This window comes from Streptohalobacillus salinus, assembly GCF_003201605.1.
Lineage (GTDB): Bacteria > Bacillota > Bacilli > Bacillales > Amphibacillaceae > Streptohalobacillus > Streptohalobacillus salinus.
The window spans coordinates 1-20065 of record NZ_QJJR01000006.1 but is presented as its reverse complement, the minus strand read 5'-3'; the positions used below and the strand labels follow the sequence as shown (position 1 = coordinate 20065).

The 20065-nt window shown below is 36.5% G+C and carries 17 protein-coding genes; 14 read left to right on the top strand and 3 right to left on the bottom strand.

The window, feature by feature from the left end:
- Positions 1 to 238 precede the first annotated feature (238 nt).
- Together DES38_RS06615 and DES38_RS06610 are read right to left on the bottom strand one after the other, a co-directional pair.
- Positions 239 to 1351, bottom strand: a complete 1113-nt coding sequence (locus tag DES38_RS06615) for a tetratricopeptide repeat protein (protein ID WP_110251323.1) — start codon at positions 1349 to 1351, stop codon at positions 239 to 241.
- A 193-nt stretch (positions 1352 to 1544) separates the two neighbouring features.
- Positions 1545 to 2534 carry a LacI family DNA-binding transcriptional regulator gene (locus DES38_RS06610; protein WP_110251322.1) on the bottom strand — a complete coding sequence of 330 codons (990 nt, stop codon included), beginning with the start codon at positions 2532 to 2534 and terminating at the stop codon, positions 1545 to 1547.
- A 337-nt stretch (positions 2535 to 2871) separates the two neighbouring features.
- On the opposite strand from DES38_RS06610, the gene DES38_RS06605 reads away from it, so the two are divergent.
- The 6 genes from DES38_RS06605 to gtfA all read left to right on the top strand — a co-directional run bounded on the left by DES38_RS06605 (position 2872) and on the right by gtfA (position 10133).
- Positions 2872 to 4173 carry an ABC transporter substrate-binding protein gene (locus tag DES38_RS06605; RefSeq protein WP_110251321.1) on the top strand — a complete coding sequence of 434 codons (1302 nt, stop codon included), beginning with the start codon at positions 2872 to 2874 and terminating at the stop codon, positions 4171 to 4173.
- Positions 4174 to 4251: 78 nt separating this feature from the next.
- Positions 4252 to 5112 carry a carbohydrate ABC transporter permease gene (locus tag DES38_RS06600; protein WP_110251320.1) on the top strand — a complete coding sequence of 287 codons (861 nt, stop codon included), beginning with the start codon at positions 4252 to 4254 and terminating at the stop codon, positions 5110 to 5112.
- Positions 5112 to 5927, top strand: coding sequence for a carbohydrate ABC transporter permease (locus DES38_RS06595; protein ID WP_110251319.1), 816 nt, complete (start codon positions 5112 to 5114; stop codon positions 5925 to 5927). Before DES38_RS06600 ends, DES38_RS06595 begins: the two co-directional genes overlap by 1 nt.
- Before the next feature lie 80 nt (positions 5928 to 6007).
- Positions 6008 to 7687 (top strand): alpha-glucosidase, encoded by a 1680-nt coding sequence (locus DES38_RS06590; protein ID WP_110251318.1) that lies wholly within the window; start codon positions 6008 to 6010, stop codon positions 7685 to 7687.
- Positions 7688 to 7691: 4 nt separating this feature from the next.
- The gene (locus DES38_RS06585) at positions 7692 to 8651 is read left to right on the top strand and encodes a carbohydrate kinase family protein (RefSeq protein ID WP_245881977.1); all 960 of its coding nucleotides are present in this window, start codon (positions 7692 to 7694) and stop codon (positions 8649 to 8651) included.
- Positions 8652 to 8663: 12 nt separating this feature from the next.
- Entirely contained in the window at positions 8664 to 10133 is a 1470-nt protein-coding gene (gtfA, locus tag DES38_RS06580) for a sucrose phosphorylase (RefSeq protein ID WP_110251317.1), read from the top strand.
- Between the two features lie 90 nt (positions 10134 to 10223).
- On the opposite strand, the gene DES38_RS06575 is transcribed toward gtfA, so the two are convergent.
- Positions 10224 to 10853, bottom strand: a complete 630-nt coding sequence (locus DES38_RS06575; protein WP_110251316.1) for an FMN-dependent NADH-azoreductase — start codon at positions 10851 to 10853, stop codon at positions 10224 to 10226.
- 171 nt (positions 10854 to 11024) lie between these two features.
- On the opposite strand from DES38_RS06575, the gene DES38_RS06570 reads away from it, so the two are divergent.
- From DES38_RS06570 to DES38_RS06535, 8 genes are all read left to right on the top strand, one after another.
- Positions 11025 to 11573 (top strand): TetR/AcrR family transcriptional regulator, encoded by a 549-nt coding sequence (locus DES38_RS06570; RefSeq protein ID WP_170114356.1) that lies wholly within the window; start codon positions 11025 to 11027, stop codon positions 11571 to 11573.
- Positions 11574 to 11638: 65 nt separating this feature from the next.
- Positions 11639 to 12430, top strand: a complete 792-nt coding sequence (gene heR / locus DES38_RS06565; RefSeq protein WP_110251314.1) for a heliorhodopsin HeR — start codon at positions 11639 to 11641, stop codon at positions 12428 to 12430.
- A gap of 227 nt (positions 12431 to 12657) precedes the next feature.
- On the top strand, positions 12658 to 13533 hold the full coding sequence (locus DES38_RS06560) for a patatin-like phospholipase family protein (protein ID WP_110251313.1): 876 nt from the start codon (positions 12658 to 12660) through the stop codon (positions 13531 to 13533).
- 12 nt (positions 13534 to 13545) lie between these two features.
- Positions 13546 to 14640, top strand: coding sequence for a M50 family metallopeptidase (locus DES38_RS06555; RefSeq protein ID WP_110251312.1), 1095 nt, complete (start codon positions 13546 to 13548; stop codon positions 14638 to 14640).
- Entirely contained in the window at positions 14630 to 15472 is an 843-nt protein-coding gene (locus tag DES38_RS06550) for an LD-carboxypeptidase (RefSeq protein ID WP_170114355.1), read from the top strand. Before DES38_RS06555 ends, DES38_RS06550 begins: the two co-directional genes overlap by 11 nt.
- Positions 15473 to 15857: 385 nt before the next feature.
- Positions 15858 to 16307 carry a MarR family winged helix-turn-helix transcriptional regulator gene (locus DES38_RS06545; RefSeq protein WP_110251310.1) on the top strand — a complete coding sequence of 150 codons (450 nt, stop codon included), beginning with the start codon at positions 15858 to 15860 and terminating at the stop codon, positions 16305 to 16307.
- A gap of 15 nt (positions 16308 to 16322) precedes the next feature.
- Positions 16323 to 18062 carry an ABC transporter ATP-binding protein gene (locus tag DES38_RS06540; protein ID WP_110251309.1) on the top strand — a complete coding sequence of 580 codons (1740 nt, stop codon included), beginning with the start codon at positions 16323 to 16325 and terminating at the stop codon, positions 18060 to 18062.
- The gene (locus tag DES38_RS06535) at positions 18055 to 19950 is read left to right on the top strand and encodes an ABC transporter ATP-binding protein (RefSeq protein ID WP_110251308.1); all 1896 of its coding nucleotides are present in this window, start codon (positions 18055 to 18057) and stop codon (positions 19948 to 19950) included. Before DES38_RS06540 ends, DES38_RS06535 begins: the two co-directional genes overlap by 8 nt.
- Positions 19951 to 20065: the final 115 nt, after the last annotated feature.

Here is a 20065-nt window from a genome sequence, read left to right as displayed (position 1 = left end):
ACTTTATGCACAGTACTTATGTAGATCATAGAAAAAAGTTAACATCCATATTTGTATGTTCGCCATTTATTATGGATTGAGAACAGTTTCTTAATACCCAAACACTATATGGTGATTTATTGAATAATGCACCTAAAGTTGAATTTGAATGATGTTGAAATAAACAGGGAATTTTAACGTATCATTAATATCTCTTTTTAGTAAGCTGTTTCTAAAGCTGTATAAAAAGTAAATGACCTTATTTTTTTTTTAGTGAATGAATTTCCTTCCTCACTTTAACTGCTTCTTCATTTTTTGATGTATCTTCATACATCATTGCTAATTGATTCAAGGTAATAATGTTGTTAGGGTCTATTTTTAGTGATTTATTGTAAGTTTCTTCAGAACGCTGATAATATCCTGCTTTCCAATAATAATAAGCTAATAATTGTAAAGACTTACTATCATTTGGATAAGTTTTTGTGTAGGTCTCTAGTTCTTTCAATCTAACATTGGCATCTTTGCCACTTTCAATCGGGTTTATCTTGCTTTGTATTGTTAGCATTTTTTCTAACTCTTCTATTGAAATTCCAACTTCATCCTTAAACGCTGTATAGAAATCTTTTTCGCGTGTCTCTAACATTATATTTTTAATTGAATCATAGCCACTTAATTCAATAATTTTAAGTATTCCGATATGACTTTGTAAATAAGATGTTCCGTATTTCATTTTATTATCCATTTTATTGAATGCATGTACTTTCTCTAAAAAAATAGGAGAAGTTTCAATGCCAAAATAGTTTTCACTTAACTTTGCTATACCTTCGATAAACCATACTGGATAATTATAAAATTCTAGATTGTTTTCTTTAGAAAAAGAATGGGTTTTAAAGTGTAAATATTCATGAGAAAATACATCTTGCGTTATATTTTCTGCAGGCATATGAATAACCAATCCATCATAGACAGCTAATCCTCTATGATTTTCAGGTATAATCCCTTTGGTTTGCATCTTAAAGTCTTGTACAGAGTCATATAAGATTAGTTCAAATGAATGTTTATTATTTTCAAGTGATATGTCAGAGGCTACCCTATCCATTTGTGATACAGCGTCAATTATTTCTTTCTCAATTTTTTTAGTGTCTTCAATATTGGTATATATATAGCCTTCCGTAGAACCCTCTATGTGTTTTTTATATGTCATTTCATCAATAATACCACGCACTTGTACCTGATATTGAATATCAGATCTTTCTTCGAAAAAATCACTAACCTTTTTAATAGTTGAGTTATTAGTAATGCTATATTGTAAGAGTTCTATAATAATGAGTATTACAATTATTACAATTGTTTTTCGGAAAAATGTTTTCATACACCCTCCATTAAATTTGGTAATCAGAATCAATTTCTCTATAAATGTTGAATTAGTTTTGATTGGAAATAAATGGTGAATTCGTATTGCTATGTTTTTCGTAATCGCATCGTTTATAAAAAAGATCAAAAAACTAGTTCTTCATGCATTAATAATAAAGATTGACCAGAATCTATTTAAAGAATAGGTTTTTTTATGTGGTCTCTCCTTGGATAAGCTCAATATCAAAAATTGTTCGTTCATCTATATTTTTTTCGTTATTTTCAATGCGTTTTATTAGAGATCGCACTAACTGTTTTGCGAGAAGCTCAATGGGTTGCCTAATCGTTGTGAGTTTAGGTGTTTGAAGCATACGTGTAAAACTATGGTAATCATAACCAATAATTTTCAAATGATCAGGCACAGGGATGTTATTTCTTGATGCATAAATAGCTAAAGCGTAAGCCATCAAGTCATTACTACAAAAGACGCCATCAAATTCTGAAAGTAAGGTGCCGACCTCTTCTTCAATAAAGCGATAATTTTCTTCAAATGTCGCATCTACATTTGCCCCCTCGATAACTTTCCATTCGATATCATGGCGGTTTGCGGTCATTTGAAATGCGTCAAAGCGCCGATTGGATAGCATCTCAAAGTCAAGTGGACCGGAAATATGTAATAACTTCTTACAGCCTTGTTCGATAAGGTGATGTGTGGCAATCTCCCCGCCATGATAATTATCACTAGCGACATAAGGTATTTTAGTAGAGATGATGCGATCAAAAGAGACAATAGGGATGGTAAGATTTTGATAAACTTCAGTATCTAAAGTATGGCTGCACATAATCACTCCGTCAGCTCTGTGCTCTTTTAACATTTGTAGATACCCTTGTTCTTTCTCTTTATCATTAACAGAGTTACAAATGATTATTTTATAATTTTTCAAACTTGCATAGTACTCTACCCAGTGCATCATTTCGCTAAAGAAGGGGTGTCTAATCTCGGGTACGATTAAACCAATTAGATGTGATTGATTAGAAAGTAATGATCGAGCGATTTGGTTTGGTGAATAATCCAGCGCTTTTATAGCCTCTTCTACCTTTTTACGAGTTTCTTCACCAATGTATCCACGGTTATTCATCACCCGTGAAACGGTTGTTACCGATACACCAGCTTTTTTTGCGACATCTTTAATTCCAGCCATGTGACATTCCTCGTTTTTTTTTTAATATTTCTTTTAGTATAACATATGTTAAAGGTTTTCATATATAAGACTTTATAAAGCTATTTAATTAAGTTTATCTAGTGCGTTTTTTTAACTTTTATTTTTGAATCGTTGATTTGTAGGGTTTTTTTGTTGTATTTTTTTAATAAAAATTTATGAAAACGTTTGACATATAATTATGATGATGCTAAGATTAAATCATTAAAGAAATACAAAAAAATGAAGGAGATGATCAGCTATTTAAATAAAGCTGGCGGTGTTAATGTATTTTTTTAAATTGATTTGTGAACGCTTACAAAAAATAGGGGGTAAAAAAATGAGTAAACATTTAAAAGGTCTTATTGTATTGTTGTTAGCTGTTTTAGTTCTTGCTGCTTGTGGTGGCGATGGTTCAAGTGAAAGTAATGCAAATGGTGATGATACTTCAGGTGAAGAACAAATTACCATTAATGTTTTTCAAGGTAAAGTAGAAATTAAAGATCAATTTGAAGCGATGGTAGAAGTTTACGAAGAAGAAAATCCAAACGTAAATATTGAGTTCGTTGCTGTTGGTGGAGGTTCGGATTATATTGGATCACTAAAAACTAGATTTTCTTCGGGCGATGAGCCAGAAATCTTCAGTATTGCAGGTCCAACTGAAGCAGAACAGTTCAAAGATTACTTAGCAGATTTATCAGACACTGAATCGGCTCAACTTGCTTTTGAGGGAACCCTAGATTCTGTAAGAGATGGTGATGCTGTATTAGGATTACCTTATAACCTTGAAGGTTATGGTTATATCTATAATAAAGAAATTTTTGAGAATGCTGGCGTTGATGCTTCATCAATTATGACCTATGAAGACTTAGAAAATGCGTTTAGCACAATTGATAGTCAAAAAGATGATTTAGGTATTGTCGCAGTAAATGCGCTAGGTGCTAAAGAACGTTGGATTATTGGTGCACACTTAGCTAATGCTTACTTGGCACCTGAGTTTAATAATAATATTCTTGAGGCGTATAATGCTGACACAGTAACTTTTGAGCGTGGCGATGAGCTGAAAAGAATGCTTGATTTACAGGTGGAATATTCTGTTCAACCGACGTTAAATATTGATTACTCACAACAAGTAGAGCAATATTTCTCGCTAGGGCAAGTTGCAGTGATTCAACAAGGGAACTGGATTTATCCTTCTGTTGAACAGATGGATCCAGACTTAGCTCAAAATCTTGGTATTCTTCCTATTCCTGTTGAAGGATTAGAAGGAAAGTTACCAGTGGGTGTACCAAATTATTGGGGTGTGAATAAAAATAAAGACGAGGCAACCGTTCAAGCCGCTAAAGACTTTTTAGATTGGATGAATACCTCTGAGGTAGGTAAAGAAACCGTTACGTCAGAGTTTAACTTTATTCCAGCATATGAAGGATACAGTGCAGACATGATTAACGACCCTATTTCCAAAGAAATTTTTAGATATTCTGAAGCTGGTGAGACAATTGGTTGGGTATTCAATGGGTTCCCAAGCAATTCTTGGGGAGATTTATTAGGTGAATTCATGCAAGAATATATTGCTGATGGATTAGAGTGGGAAGATGTTTTAACAAATGCTACCGAGAAATGGGAAGAAGGACGTAACTAATTGAAGATGAAAGCTAACATAGCTTTATTGGCTTTGTTGGCTTTCTTCTATTTATTACTTGATTGAGGGGGAAGACAAATGAAGAATAAAGATCTATCATTTTGGTTGTTTTTAACACCTGTACTTTTAGCGCTAGCCATTGTTGTGTTTATCCCACTAATAATCGGTACCTATTATTCATTTACTGATTGGAACGGTTTAACCGTTACTAAATTTGTTGGTTTTGAGCACTATCTAAATATCCTCAAGGATGAAACCTTTATTGATGCATTAAAGTTTACGACTTTATTTTCTATTGTGGCTGTTATTTTATTGAATATTATTGGTCTAGGTTTAGCTATTTTAGTTACACAAAAATTAAAATCCAGCAATTTTTTGAGAACTATTTTCTTTATGCCGAACCTTATCGGTGGATTAATATTAGGTTTTATATGGCAGTTTGTTTTTATTAATGTATTTGGAGAAATTGGTCAGTCACTTGGGATTCCATCACTTCAAGGGTGGCTATCGACTACAAATACTGGATTTTGGGGATTGGTAATTTTAACGATTTGGCAAATGTCAGGCTACATTATGATTATCTATATCGCATATCTTCAAAATATTCCTAATGAATTGAATGAAGCGGCCGATATTGATGGAGCGTCAAGTTTGCAACGCTTCAGACATATCACTTTTCCTCTAGTAGCACCTGCTTTCACAGTAAGTATGTTTTTGACGCTTTCAAATGCGTTTAAGATATATGATCAGAATTTATCACTTACAGAAGGTGGACCATTTGGATCGACTCAAATGGTAGCAATGGATATCGTTCGGACAGCATATACTAGAAATCAGTTAGCTTATGGACAAGCTAAAGCTGTTATATTCTTTATTATTATTGCAGTAATAGCTCTTTCGCAAGTGTACTACAACAAAAAGAGAGAGGTCGATTTATAATGAGAAAAACTAAAAAAAGATTTTTTTTAGAAGTAATCGGCATCATACTGGCATTGCTTTGGGTGGTCCCGTTTTATTTAATGATATCTAATGCATTTAAATCAAAAGTAGATATTTTTAGAGACGTCATTGGCTTCCCATCATCATTCAATTTAGCGAATTTTAAAGAAGCTTTTACAGAATTGAATTTTCTTAATTCTTTGTTCTACTCAACAGTTATTACTGTTGTGAGCATATCAATAATTATTTTCTTTTCTTCAATGGCGGGATATGCACTCTCAAGAAATAAAAGTAGATTAAGCTCAACCTTATTGCTTGTATTTGTAGCAGCAATGTTGATTCCTTTTCAATCGGTAATGATCCCGCTTGTTTCTATGTTTGGTAAAGCAAATATGTTGAATCCAGTCGGATTGATTTTTATGTATTTAGGTTTTGGTTGCAGTCTATCAATATTCCTTTATCACGGAGCTATGACTGGTATATCTGCTTCACTAGATGAAGCAGCAACAATTGATGGTGCCAACCGATTTCAAATTTTCATTAAAATTATTTTTCCGCTACTTAAACCAATTTCGGTGACCGTTGCGATTTTGAATACGATTTGGATTTGGAATGATTTTTTACTACCTAATTTAGTATTGAGCCAAGAAACAGCAACTATTCCGTTAAGAATGTTCTTTTTCTTTGGACAATATACGAAACAATGGCACTTGGCTTTAGCAGGATTGACTTTAGCAATTATTCCAGTGGTAGCGGGTTACTTCTTTGCGCAAAAGCAAATTATTGAAGGCGTTTCAGATGGAGCAGTTAAGTAAAACAGTTAAACGCGCCACGAATTCTGATTGTCTAGAATATAAATGATTTTTAAAAGATGTTGATTAAGGGGAGATTGAATTTGAATAAGCAATGGTGGAAAGAAGCCGTCGTTTATCAGATATATCCACGTAGTTTCAAGGATACAAATGGTGATGGCGTTGGTGACATTAAAGGAATAATTTCGAAATTAGACTATCTAAAAGATTTAGGAATTGACGTGATATGGGTATCGCCGATGTATGAATCGCCTAATGACGATAATGGCTATGATATTAGTGATTATCAAGCTATTTTACCAGAGTTCGGTTCAATGAAGGAATTTGATGAGTTATTAGAGGAAGTTCATGCTAGAGGGATGAAATTAATTTTAGATTTAGTGATCAACCATACTAGTGATGAACATCCATGGTTTATTGAGTCTAAGTCATCTAAAGATAGTGAAAAACGAGATTGGTACATTTGGAGAGAGGGTAAGAACGGCAAGGAGCCTAACAATTGGGAAAGTATCTTTGGGGGTTCTATTTGGGAATATGATAAAGAAAGTAAGCAATATTACTTTCATATCTTTTCGAAAAAGCAACCTGATTTAAATTGGAAAAACAGAGAAGTCAGAAGCGAATTGTATGACATGATTAATTGGTGGCTTGAAAAAGGTATTGATGGGTTTAGGGTAGATGCGATTAGTCATATTCACAAGACCGATTTTACCGATTTACCGAATCCTTCCGAAAAACAATATGTATATTCTCTGGAACGACATATGAATGTTACTGGGATACATGATTATCTATCAGAATTAAAAAAAGAAACGTTTGATAATTACGATATCATGACTGTTGGTGAGGCTAACGGAGTAAAAGTCGAGGATGAACAGGATCTGGACCAATGGATTGGTGAAGAAAATGGGGCATTCAATATGGTGTTTCAATTTGAACACATGGAATTGTGGGATCCGAAAAATAAAGCAGAGTTTGACCTGGTTGCATTTAAGAAAATTTTATCTAAATGGCAAAAAGCGTTAGAAAATAAAGGATGGAACGCACTTTTTATTGAAAATCATGACCAACCTAGAAAAGTTTCGGTGTGGGGAAACGATAAAGTCTATTGGTACGAGAGCGCAACAGCACTGGCTACTGTTTACTTTTTAATGCAGGGTACACCGTTTATTTATCAAGGCCAAGAAATTGGAATGACAAATGTTAAATTCCCGTCGATTGATGATTACAATGATATCGCAGATAAAAACATGTATAAAAATAAAGTCAAAGAAGGCGTTGATGCGTCTGAATTAATGGAATTAATATGGCTAACAAGCCGTGATAATTCAAGAACACCAATGCAATGGAGCGATGATACTTACGCAGGATTCTCAAAAGTGCACCCTTGGTTAAATGTTAACCCAAATTATAAAGAGATTAACGTTAATGATCAGTTGAAAGATTCAAACTCCATTTTGAACTTCTATAAAAAACTGATTAAGCTAAAGAAGAGCCGAGAGGTCTTTACTTATGGCAGTTACCAGTTATATTTAGAGAATCATCCAAACATGTTTGTATACTCAAGAACGCTAGAAGATACGATTAGTGTAGTGATGGTTAACTTAACCGAGGAGGTTGTTAAAATTCAACAACCGGCTATTCTAACAGAAGAAAGAGAGTTGCTCCTTAGTAATTATCCGAGTAAAGAAGAATCAATTCCTTGGACGTTCAAACCGTTTGAGGCACGTGTATATATGATGAGGAATAATCGGAGGGGGTGAAAATGTGCAATCAAAAGATATGTTTTATTTTAACTATAAGAAGATTGACGTACTAGCTATCGGTGAAATACTAATTGATATGATATCTGACAGTTATGAAGGTTTAACTAAAAATAATCAATTTCATGCTTATTATGGTGGCTCTCCAGCTAACTTAGCAATGAATGTAAGTCGGTTGGGTGGACACTCACAGCTATGTGCAGCTGTTGGCAATGATCGCTTCGGTGACTTCCTCATTGATCATCTTAAAAAACAACAGTTGGACACAAGCTTGATGCAGCGAGCAACTTTACCAACCAGTATGGTGGTGATAAATAAAAGTAAAGGGACACCAGTACCGACCTTTTATCGAGGAGCTGATCATCAGTTTTTAATGACTGACCAATTAAAGCTTGCAATTCAAAACACCAAAATTGTGCATTTTTCTTCTTGGCCGATGTCCAATCGAGATGCTCGTCGTCTTGTTTATGAAGTGATTGTAGAGGCAAGGGACGCAGGTGCATTAATCGGTTTTGATCCAAATTACCATCCGGGCCTTTGGCAAGATGATGAAGACGGTATCGCAATCATTAAAGATATGATTGGTCGAGTTGATGTCATTAAGCCGTCCGAAGATGATGCGGAACGTATCTTTGGACCTGACACTGTTGAAAATCAAATCGATAAATTTCACGCGCTTGGCTGTCCTTTCGTAATGATGACCATTGGTGCGAAGGGCGCGGTTATTTCTCAAAATGGAGAGAAAAATTATTATCAATCAAAAGCGAAAACTGTCGTTGATACAACGGGTGCGGGAGACGCGTTTTGGTCGGGGTTTTATACCGGTATTACACAAGATGAAACCGTTCATGAATCAATTGAACTTGGTTTATTAACTAGCGCCTTTAAACTCGCACATATGGGTGCAATTGCTGATTTACCGCACTATACATTATTACAAACCATGATGACAGAACGATTGTAAGGGAGGATAAAAATGACATTAAAAAATAAAGTACAACTGATTACTTACCCAGATTCGTTAGGTGGAGATTTAAAAACATTAAATGAACTATTAAATCATCAACTCAATGCGCTATTTAAAGGTGGCGTGCATATTTTACCGCCATTTCCTTCATCAGGTGATCGCGGTTTTGCTCCGATCGATTATTTGAAGATCGACGCTAACTTTGGAGACTGGGATGATATAAGGCGCATCGGTGAACAACGCGATGTCCTACTAGATTTAATGGTTAATCATATTTCTAAGCAATCGCCTTATTTTCAAGATTTTCTGAGAAAAGGTCGTCATTCGGCGTATGCGGATTACTTTATAACTTTGGATAAAATTTGGGCAGATGGAAAACCGAATCAAGAAGATATTGATAAGATGTTCTTACGGCGTGAATTGCCCTACTCCACTTTTGAAATTGAGGAAAGTGGTGAAATGGAAAGTGTTTGGACGACTTTTGGAAAAACAGATCCCTCAGAACAAATTGATCTTGATATACATTCAACAAAGGTTAGAGCATTATTTCGTGAATTCTTTTTAAACTTCAAAGCCAATAATGTGAGTATTGTTCGATTAGATGCGGTTGGCTATATCATTAAAAAATTAGGCACAAGCTGTTTCTTTGTAGAACCGGATATCTATGAATTTTTAGATTGGATAAAAGCGCTGGCTGATGAGATGGACATTGAATTACTTCCTGAAGTGCATGCCCACCATTCCATTCAAACTAAATTAAGTGAACATGGATTCTGGATTTATGATTTTATTTTACCTTACCGCATATTAGAAGCAATGATTAATAAACAATCAACAGCACTTAAAGCATATCTTAAAGTAAGACCAGAACGGCAATTTACGATGCTGGACTGTCATGATGGTATTCCCGTTAAACCAGATTTGGATGGATTAATTGATACAAAAGAAGCAAGATCACTCATTGATGAAACGATTGCACGCGGTTCGAATTTAAGCTTGATTAAATCAGACGACCATAAAGATGTAGACGGTTTTGATGTTCACCAAATTCGTTGTACTTATTATTCAGTACTGAATGAAGATGATGAGCGCTATTTATCATCACGCGCGCTTCAATTTTTTACACCTGGTATTCCACAAGTGTATTATGTCGGTTTACTAGCTGGTAAAAATAATGAAGAAAAGATGAAAGAAACAGGTGATGGACGTGAAATAAATCGTGAGAATTTTACGGTTGAGGACGTTAATTCAGCACTAAAGAAACCGGTTGTAAGCCGTCTGATGAAATTAATTGAGTTTCGCAATGAACACGAGGCATTTGACGGTGTATTTACGGTTAATGAAACGGAAGATCATGCCATTTCTTTAGCTTGGAAACATTCCAAGTCTGAGGCGATTCTTGATGTCGATTTAGCTACCGGTAAAAGTGTGATTCAATACACAACGCCGGAGGGTAATTGGAAGCAGTATCTCGTTTAATGGAACGTCTTTGTTGAAAATGGGGCTGAAGATATCAAACAACCCACACATTGGTAGCAATGTGTGGGTTGTTTAATATCTTTATAAATATTATTTTAAGTTTCTAGCTGCTTCTCTTACTTTTTCTAGTCCCTCAGCAATAATTTCTTCTGCTTTAGACGGATCTTGGTTATGTCCTTCAATAATAACTTCATTAATGATTTCCATACCCATAACGCCACCAAATGACGTGCGCATGTAGTTAACAGCCATTTCCATTGGTTGCATCTCTGGTGTTGAATATACACCACCACGTGCGTTTAGGAGAATGATTTTCTTTTCTGGCATAAGCTGAATCATGTTACCTTCAGTATCATATTTAAATGTGAAACCAGCTGAGAACACATAATCAACAAATGTTTGTAATTTGGCTGGGATTGTTAAGTTCCATAACGGAAAAACAAAGGCAACGGCATCAGCTGCTTCAAATAATTCACGAACTTTTGATTGTTCAGTAAATAAGTGATTTTCCGCTTCAGTTAATTGTTCGTGGCCTTCTAATTTAACGTATGCATCAAAGATTTCTTGGCCTAAGTAGGGCATTTTTTCTTCGTAAACATCATAGACGGTAACGTTCACTTGGTCGTTTTTGTTTACTTCCTCGATGAATGCATCGTACATTTTTGGTGATGTAGCTTGTGTAGATGGGCGGTTGTTTGCTTTAACAACTAATAAATTCATAAAATTAAATCCTCCATTTAGATAAAATATTGTTATGCATAAAGTTTTTAAAAAAAGCCGTTATGCGATACAATGAATAGTATAGTATTATCTTTAATTCAAGACAAATAAAACGACTTGGAAATTTTAACTTTTTTAAAAATACAGTGTTATGAAATGGAGACCATTGCTATGCCCGATAAATTAGATCCCCGCATTTTAAGAACGCGTCGCATGATCATTCAAGCTTTTTTTGATTTATTAGCTGAGAAATCAATCGATAAGATGAGTGTGAAAGATATCGCAGAGAAGGCACAAATTAATCGTGCAACCTTTTATTATCACTTTAGAGATAAGGACGCTTTACTTACTTTTGCACTAGAAGATCAGTTAATGACGCATGTCTTAAAACCATTTGAGACAATGGAAACTGTTGATCAAAGAGCTTTGAAACATGTATTACATACCCTGCTTTCCGTCAAAAGTTATTTGTCAGATCGTTGTGCAGAGAATGAGCAGACTTTTTATGACCAAATTGAACAAGCGATAAAGGCGAGATTGACAGATGCGTTTGTTGACGTTCTTCGAGCGAAGAACGAGTCAGAAAAGGTGGTACGAATCGAAGCAACGATGCTTAGCTGGGCTTTATACGGTGCAATGGAAGTGATTCATGAACGGGAAGAGAACGAAAAAAATGATATGATTAATCAAGTAGTTAACCGCTTGTCAATTAATCGTTAATGTATGTTTATATGATGAGAGGTAGGGAATTACTAACTATTCATTCACATAAGGAGGGAAAAATTATGAAAAGTAATCGCTACAACAAGCTCCGTCGTTTTAATTTAATTATGGGTGGCTTTCACTTAATCCAGGCGCTTGTGATGTTGTTTCTTGCAACAACGGTCATACAGACTATCTCAGAATTCACCCCAGAAATCACGCAATTTTATTTAATGTTTAACCCTGAAACCGCTTCGCTCGAGGTAACCTCAGATGTTCTATTTGAACTTCCATTTGGGATAATGGTAAGTATGTTTTTATTAATATCAGCCGTAGCTCATGCAATCATTGCTATTCCTAAGAAGACTAATGCGATATATAATCGTGATTTGGAAAAAGGCATAAATAAGTTTCGTTGGTTTGAGTACGCCCTTAGTTCATCAATCATGATTGTGTTAATTGCTACATTATTCGGTATTTACGATATTGCATCCTTAATACTTATTTTCATTGTAAATGCAACGATGAACTTATTTGGTCTTGTTATGGAGCAACTCAATGTCAATAGAGGAAAAGATAATGTTCAATGGGGACCATTTGTTTGGGGATCAATTGCCGGCATTGCGCCTTGGATTGCAATTTTTATTTATATGTTTGGAACCGGTAATTTTGATCAAGTTCCTTGGTTTGTCTGGGCGATTCTAGTTACTTACTTTATTGCGTTTAATTCGTTTCCAGTTAACATGATTTTGCAATATAAGAAAGTGGGCAAGTGGAAGGATTACCTCTACGGGGAGCGAGTCTACATTATTTTAAGTCTCGTCGCGAAGTCAATTCTCGCTTGGCTTGTCCTGTTCGGTGCCATGCAACCGTAAAGGGCGATGTAACGTTCTGGACGACAATAAGGTCATAGAGGGTAGTGTAAACTTTAGAAAAGACACTTCTGACAATTGGAAGTGTCTTTTCTAATGGCATTCTTTATAGCTTGAATGTATAAAAAGCAACCATGATAATGGCGTAAAAATAAAAAATGTGCTTATTGGTTAAACGCTGTCGAGTTTGCTATAATTGGTAAAGACTAGTATTTCTAAGGAGGAGTTTGATGGATGATGTTAGTTTAGTACTCGAAGGTGGAGGCATGCGCGGGGTATACACCTCTGGTGTGCTTGACCAAATGATGATGAACGATTTATTTTTCCCATATGTGATTGGTGTATCTGCTGGGGCATGTAATGCGTTAAGCTACCTTTCTAGGCAACCAGATAGAAGCCGTTACATAAACGTTAACTTTGCCAATGATCCGAGATATTTGCATGTCAAACATTTGATAAACGGCAAAGGAATGTTTAACATGGAGTTTCTTTTTAAGGATATTGCTAACGAACTCGTTCCTTTTGATTTTCAGCGATTCGGACAAGCGAAAGAAACATTCGTCGTCCCAACGACGGACTGTGAAACGGGCCAACCGGTTTATTTTGAAAACAACCATAATCAAACGGATCGTATCATTGAAGCGGTTAAGGCTTCAAGTAGCTTGCCATTAGTAGGCGTTCCCATTGAAATTGATGGAATGACATTGCTTGACGGAGGGATTATTGATCCGATCCCGATTGATAAAGCGATTGCGGATGGCTATAAGCGTCATGTTATCGTGCTAACACGTCCAAAAGGGTATCGAAAAAAACCATTTCGTTTAAAATATACGTCAAAATTTGTTTACCGCAAATACCCCAAACTTGTTGAAGCGCTAATTAACCGTCACATTGTTTATAACCAACAGCTTGATCGCATTGATCAATTGGAAAAAGAAAGAAAAGTATTTGTCATTCGACCGAAAGGGCATGAACAAGTCAAGCGAACTGAAAAAGATCCGGAGCGTTTGAATGATTTGCACGATGCTGGCTTTATGGCAGGAAAGCGTGAAAGTGAGCGCTTGAAAGCGTGGTTAGCTGAGACTAAAGTACATCAATATAACTAAGGAGAACAACAGATGAGTAAAAAACGGTGGGTCTTATTTTATTTATTCTTTGCCATCATTGGTGGTGTATTAGGCTTTACAATGGGTGACACTTTATCCGGTGTCTTCCGTTTTACTTGGTCATTCGTCGATATCATAGTCACGGTCGTCCTTTTTGTTATCGTTTATTTCTTGTTGGTCACTGTCCATGAATTTGGACACTATGTGATGGGTAAAATGTTAAACTATGAACTTTTAATGTATCGAGTTAGCTTTTTAGCTTTTAAAAAAGAAAACGGGAAAATGCGGTTTCATATCGAGAGAAATAAGGGCTACAGCGGGCTATGTGCAATGCTGCCAGATCAAGAAGCCAATCCAGTAGCTAAGCGTCATATTTGGTATTACGGCGGAGGGATTCTTTTTAATCTTCTTAGTGGTTTAATCGCAGTTCCATTTGCTTTGTCTAGTGACGGTTATTTGCAATTATTTTTTGTTCTATTCATTGCGCTAAGTGTGATTGTCGCGCTTGTTAACTTATTTCCTTTTAAAACGAAACAACAATTGATTACAGATGGCGCGTATATGTTTGGATTATTGCGACCGAATCGAGAGACAAAAGCAATTTTTGCGACAACTAAATTTGCAGTAGCTTTACGCGGGGGTGTACGACCGCGTGAATTGTCTTTACAAGTTGAGGGAGAAATCGAGAACCCTACTTTAATGATTTATTCCTATTATCAAGCGCTGGATCAATTAGATGTTGAGGCAATGAAGGAAGGTATTGATAAAATCCTCACAAACATTAATCAATACCCAGAAGTATTTAAAATAGCTATTTACTATGAAGTGGTGACCTTTGGTATTTTGACGAATGATCTTCGAACAATCAATCTCTATATCGATGAAGTGAAAAAGAAGGTATCCAAAGATCAAGATTTAAATGGACGACGTGTACAAGCATATGTCGCGTATTGGCAAGACGATATTCCGGCAGCGCGTAAATACATCGAGGCTGCCAGACAAGTTGAACATTGCTTTCCCCTCCCTGGTCAAGCAAAGATGGAAGTGCATTTATTAGATTACTTGCAGACACTTATTGATGAAAGGGCGATTAAACATGCTGAATAGAGGCGACACAGTTGCATTTGTCGGACTTTCAAACGGTAGAAAAGAATCAGAACGCGGGAAGGTGGCTAAGGTGGTTGCCAACCTTGAAGATTTTGGATTAACGGTCAAAATGTCGCCGCATATTTTTTTAGCAAATGGCCAAACGGCACCGGCTAAAGTACGTGCTAAACATTTAGAAGACGTCTATCAAGATGAAGAAATTAAAGCGATTTTTGATGTGTCAGGTGGCGATTTAGCCAATCAGGTTTTACCCTATTTTGATTTCGAAACGTGTGCACAGTACCGAAAGCCTTTCTTTGGCTACAGTGATGTGACCGTGTTTTTGAACCCAGCCCGGGAACGGATGGCGCATCCAGTTTTCTTATTTCAAATTTTGATGCTGGCAGAGTTAACTGAGACAGAACGCGAGTGCATTAAAGAGCAGCTGTTTGGTAAAGGCCTCGTTCCGCTTGACTATCATTCTAAAGCGCTCGACCAAGTAAGTGGGGAGCTAGTTGGCGGAAATATTCGCTGCCTATTAAAATTAGCAGGAACACCTTATTTTCCGTCGTTACATAACAAAGTCTTATTACTTGAGTCCAATAGTGGCGATGAAAATCGGATTGCGACTTTTTTCGAACAATTAAATCAACTTGGTGCCTATCAAGAGATCAATGGGTTAATATTAGGACGATTCTCAGAACTTGATCAAGTCAACCCGAAAGCGGTTGAGCAATTAATTGCCCCTTATCTACAAGAAATAAACACACCACTAAGCCGTACATTTGATGTTGGCCATCACGCCGAAAGTAAGATTGTTGCACTTGGTGAGGCGGTCACATTTACAATTTAGAAAAACTATAACAAATGTTTCATCAATAACGAAGAGTTGTGCGTTTTTTATGCATAACTCTTTATTTTGATAAACGATGACTATGTGCCCTGTATTGTATAATTGCTAACTACATGATTTGATCCTCACCTAATTACTGGTGAGAAAAAGGTGAAGAAACAAATGAAAAATTGAATGTATCTAGGGTTTAAATTTTTAAAACAGCGTAAGGTTTAAGAAGATGACGGTGGCATTAAAAAGTGAAAAGTCTGTCTGAAAAAAAAGCTAAGAAAACTTGGCAGTCCTTGAGGAAATATATTGACAAGTTATTGGGTATAGGCAATAATAGATAGCATGCTATGTAAATAGATAGCATGCTATCTATTATTTTGAAGGAGGAATCTTAGTGCCAGATGATATCATTTTATACATACGATTTGTGCACTTTGCACTCGAACGTGAGAAAAAGAGTTTGTTTGAAACACATAACTTAACAGCTTCTCAAGGTGATATCCTTTTGTTTCTGGGCCATGCGCATCACCATCAAAATGCCTTAAACCAAAAAAATATCGAAGAACATTTTCATTTGACCAACCCAACGGTCACAGGGCTTTTGAAACGTTTAGAAGAAAAAGGATTTATCGAGCGAGTAAAAAGTGAAACTGATGCAAGAAATAAAATCATTCATCTAACTGATCAAAGTTTTAATGTGTTAAAGAAATTCTTTGAACACAAACAAGAAATGGAAAAGAAATTATTTAGAGGAATGTCTGAAGAAAAGAAAGAAGTTGTGCTTGGTTATCTCAAAGAGATTTTAGCTAATTTAAACCAAGATCATGACGTCTGTAAAAAGTAGAGTGGGGGAAAGAAAATGATTAAAAAGTTGTTACCCTTTTTAGGTGAGTATAAAAAGGCGACCATTCTTACACCAATAATGGTAATTTTTGAAGTGATTTTGGAATTAATGATTCCATTTTTGATGGCGCGAATTGTCGATTATGGCATCCAAGGTGAAGGTGGGATGAGTTATACCGTGCGCATGGGTCTATTAATGATTTTAATGGCTATTGTTGCGCTTATTTTTGGGGCACTAAGCGGAAAGTATGCCGCGATAGCGGGGATGGGCTTTGCTAAAAATATTCGTTCCGGATTGTTTGAAAAAATTCAAACCTATTCGTTTGCGAATGTCGATAAGTTCACGACAGCCTCATTGGTTACTCGACTTACCACAGATGTGACAAACACACAAAATGCATTTATGATGATTATCCGGATGGCAATTCGGGCACCAATTATGTTGCTTGGTGCGACAATCATGGCAATTTCTATTAACCCGCGTCTGTCATTAATATTCTTGATTTCAATTCCTGTGTTATCACTAACACTCTATTTAATTGGGAAAAACGCCTTCCCTCGTTTCTTAGATATGTTAGAAAAATATGACGGCTTGAATGAAAAAGTTCAAGATTTTATCGTCAATATTCGTGTCGTTAAAGCATTTGTTCGGGAGAAACATGAAGAGGAACGTTTTGTTGAAAATGCAAAGCGCGTACGCGATGCGCAGTTAAGCGCAGAAAAACTCGTAATTTTAAATATGCCGATCATGCAGTTAACCATTTACACAAGTGTGGTTGCGATTCTTTGGTTTGGCGGGAATATGGTCATCAGCGGCACGTTTAATATTGGTGAAATGTCGAGTTTTATTATGTATATTATGCAAGTCTTAATCTCTTTAATGATGATTTCAATGATTTTCATTATGATTATTATTTCACGCGCATCTTATTCTCGAATCATTGAAGGGTTAGATGAAGAACCGGTCCTTAGTGATGAGGGAAGTGATCCGTCATTAACCTTAAATGATGGACAGATTGTTTTTAATCATGTGGACTTTAGCTACACAGATGATGCTGACAATTTAGTCTTATCGGATATTAATTTAACAATTGAGTCGGGCGAAACCATCGGGATTATTGGTGGAACCGGTTCGTCTAAAACAACCTTGGTTCAATTAATCCCAAGACTTTATGACGTCTTAAATGGGGAAGTGCGTGTCGGTGGTCATGATGTGAAGCGATACCGACTAAAAACATTACGTGACGATGTTGCGATGGTACTTCAAAATAATGTTTTATTCTCAGGCACCATCAAAGATAACTTGCGCTGGGGAAATGAAGATGCGACAGATGAGCAAGTGATTGAAGCGGCAAAGCAAGCACAAGCCCATGACTTTATTATGTCATTTCCTAAGGGTTATGATACGGACCTAGGTCAAGGTGGCGTGAACGTTTCAGGTGGACAAAAACAACGGTTAACGATTGCACGCGCCTTATTAAAGCAACCGAAAGTGGTTATCTTAGATGATTCTACTAGTGCAGTTGATACGGCAACAGATGCAGCAATTCGGACAGTCTTTAAAGAGAAATTAGAAAATGTAACAACATTGATTATTGCACAACGGGTCACCTCTGTTTCTGATGCCGATAAGATTATCGTGCTAGATGATGGTCGCATCAACGGTTTTGATACTCACGAGAACTTACTTGTCAATAACGCAATCTATAAAGAAATTTATCAATCACAAAGCAAGGGAGTGAATACCAATGGCTAAACGAACAAAACCGATGACCGGACCCGCAGGTGGTCCAAAAGGGATGGGAAAACCATCAAGCATAAAAGAAACGGTTGGTCGCATTGCCGCTTATATGAAAGAAGATAAGTGGATACTGCTTGCTGTCTTTATCACGATAGTAATTAGTGCCCTTGCGAATGTTATTGGTATCTCATTCCTACAAACAATCATTGATGATTACATTGCACCGTTAACTGAAAATGCAAATGATGCGCTCATGCGTGGTTTCATTTCGGTGATTGGTGTTGTCGCAATTATTTACTTAGTCGGTGCAGCTTCGACGTATGTGTTTAACCGTTTAATGGTCGGTGTATCAACAAGAACCCTCTACAAAATAAGGGTTGATTTATTTAAAAAATTAGAAGCATTACCTCTTAAATACTATGATACACATACGCACGGGGATTCAATGAGTCTGTTTACGAACGATATTGATACGCTAAGACAAGTGCTATCAAACAGCGTGACTAACTTTGTGAATTCGCTTGTGACTGTTGTTGGTGTATTCAGTATGATGATTTTCTTTAGTTGGGAATTAACCCTAATTGTTGTCGTCATGTTAGCGATTATGTTATATAGCGTGAAAGTAATTGGTGGTAAAAGTGCTGCTTTCTTCGTGAAACAACAGCAAGAACTTGGCGGTGTGAATGGCTACATTGAAGAAATGATTGAAGGCCAAAAAGTCATTAAAGTTTTCTCGCGTCAAGAGAAAGTCCTTGAAGAGTTTGAGGTATTGAATGAAGGGTTACGTCAGAGTGCGACAAGTGCAAATACTTTTGCGAATATACTCATGCCGATTATGGGTAACTTATCGTATATTTTATATTCGATTACCGCTATGGTTGGAGGGCTGTTAGCAATCAATAGTATCTTAACATTAGGTACGGTCATTGCCTTTCTACAATTCACCCGAACATTTACACAACCAATTATGCAAATTTCCCAACAGATTAATGCGGTTCTAACAGGACTCGCGGGTGCAGAACGGATTTTTAAGGTGATTGATGAAAAACCGGAGTTTGATGAAGGTACGGTTACAATGGTATCTGTTAAAAAAGCAGAAGATACATGGGTTGAAGTGAATGAGCGTACCGGTGAGTATGCCTGGAAAGATAACGGTAAGTTAGTGCACGTACGCGGTAGTGTCGTGTTTGATCATGTAACTTTTGGTTATGAAAAGGATAAAACGGTTTTAAATGACATATCACTCTATGCAAAGCCGGGTCAGAAAATTGCTTTTGTTGGCTCTACGGGGGCAGGGAAGACGACCATTACGAATCTTATCAACCGATTCTATGATATCCCAAGTGGAGCAGTGACTGTTGATGGGATTGAAATCAATCGCATTAAAAAGCCAGACTTACGTCGAGCGCTGTCGATGGTTCTGCAAGATACACACTTGTTTACAGGGACAGTTATGGAAAATATTCGTTATGGCCGGTTAGATGCGACCGATGAAGAAGTGATTGCAGCAGCAAAACTTGCCAATGCAGATACATTCATCGGACATTTAACAGAGGGTTATCAAACTGAATTAAAATCAGATGGTAATAACCTTTCTCAAGGCCAACGGCAATTACTTGCGATTGCCCGGGCGGCTGTTGCGGAAACACCTGTGTTGATTCTTGATGAAGCAACATCTTCAATCGATACACGAACAGAAGGGTTGATCCAAAAAGGGATGGACCGATTAATGGAGGGAAAAACATCCTTTATTATTGCGCACCGTCTGTCGACTGTACGTTCAGCAAATGCGATTATGGTGTTGGAGCAGGGTGAAATTATTGAGCGCGGAGATCATGACCAATTAATTGAACAACGCGGAAAATATTATCAACTTTCAGCAGGGATGTTTGAGCTGAGTTAATCGTTGTTTTGTGGCTGTATAATATTTGGTGTTGGTGAAGGGATTTTGATGCGTCAGTTATGACCCATTAAAATATATTCACTGGCACCATTTTTTCTGTTTAAATATAGAAAAC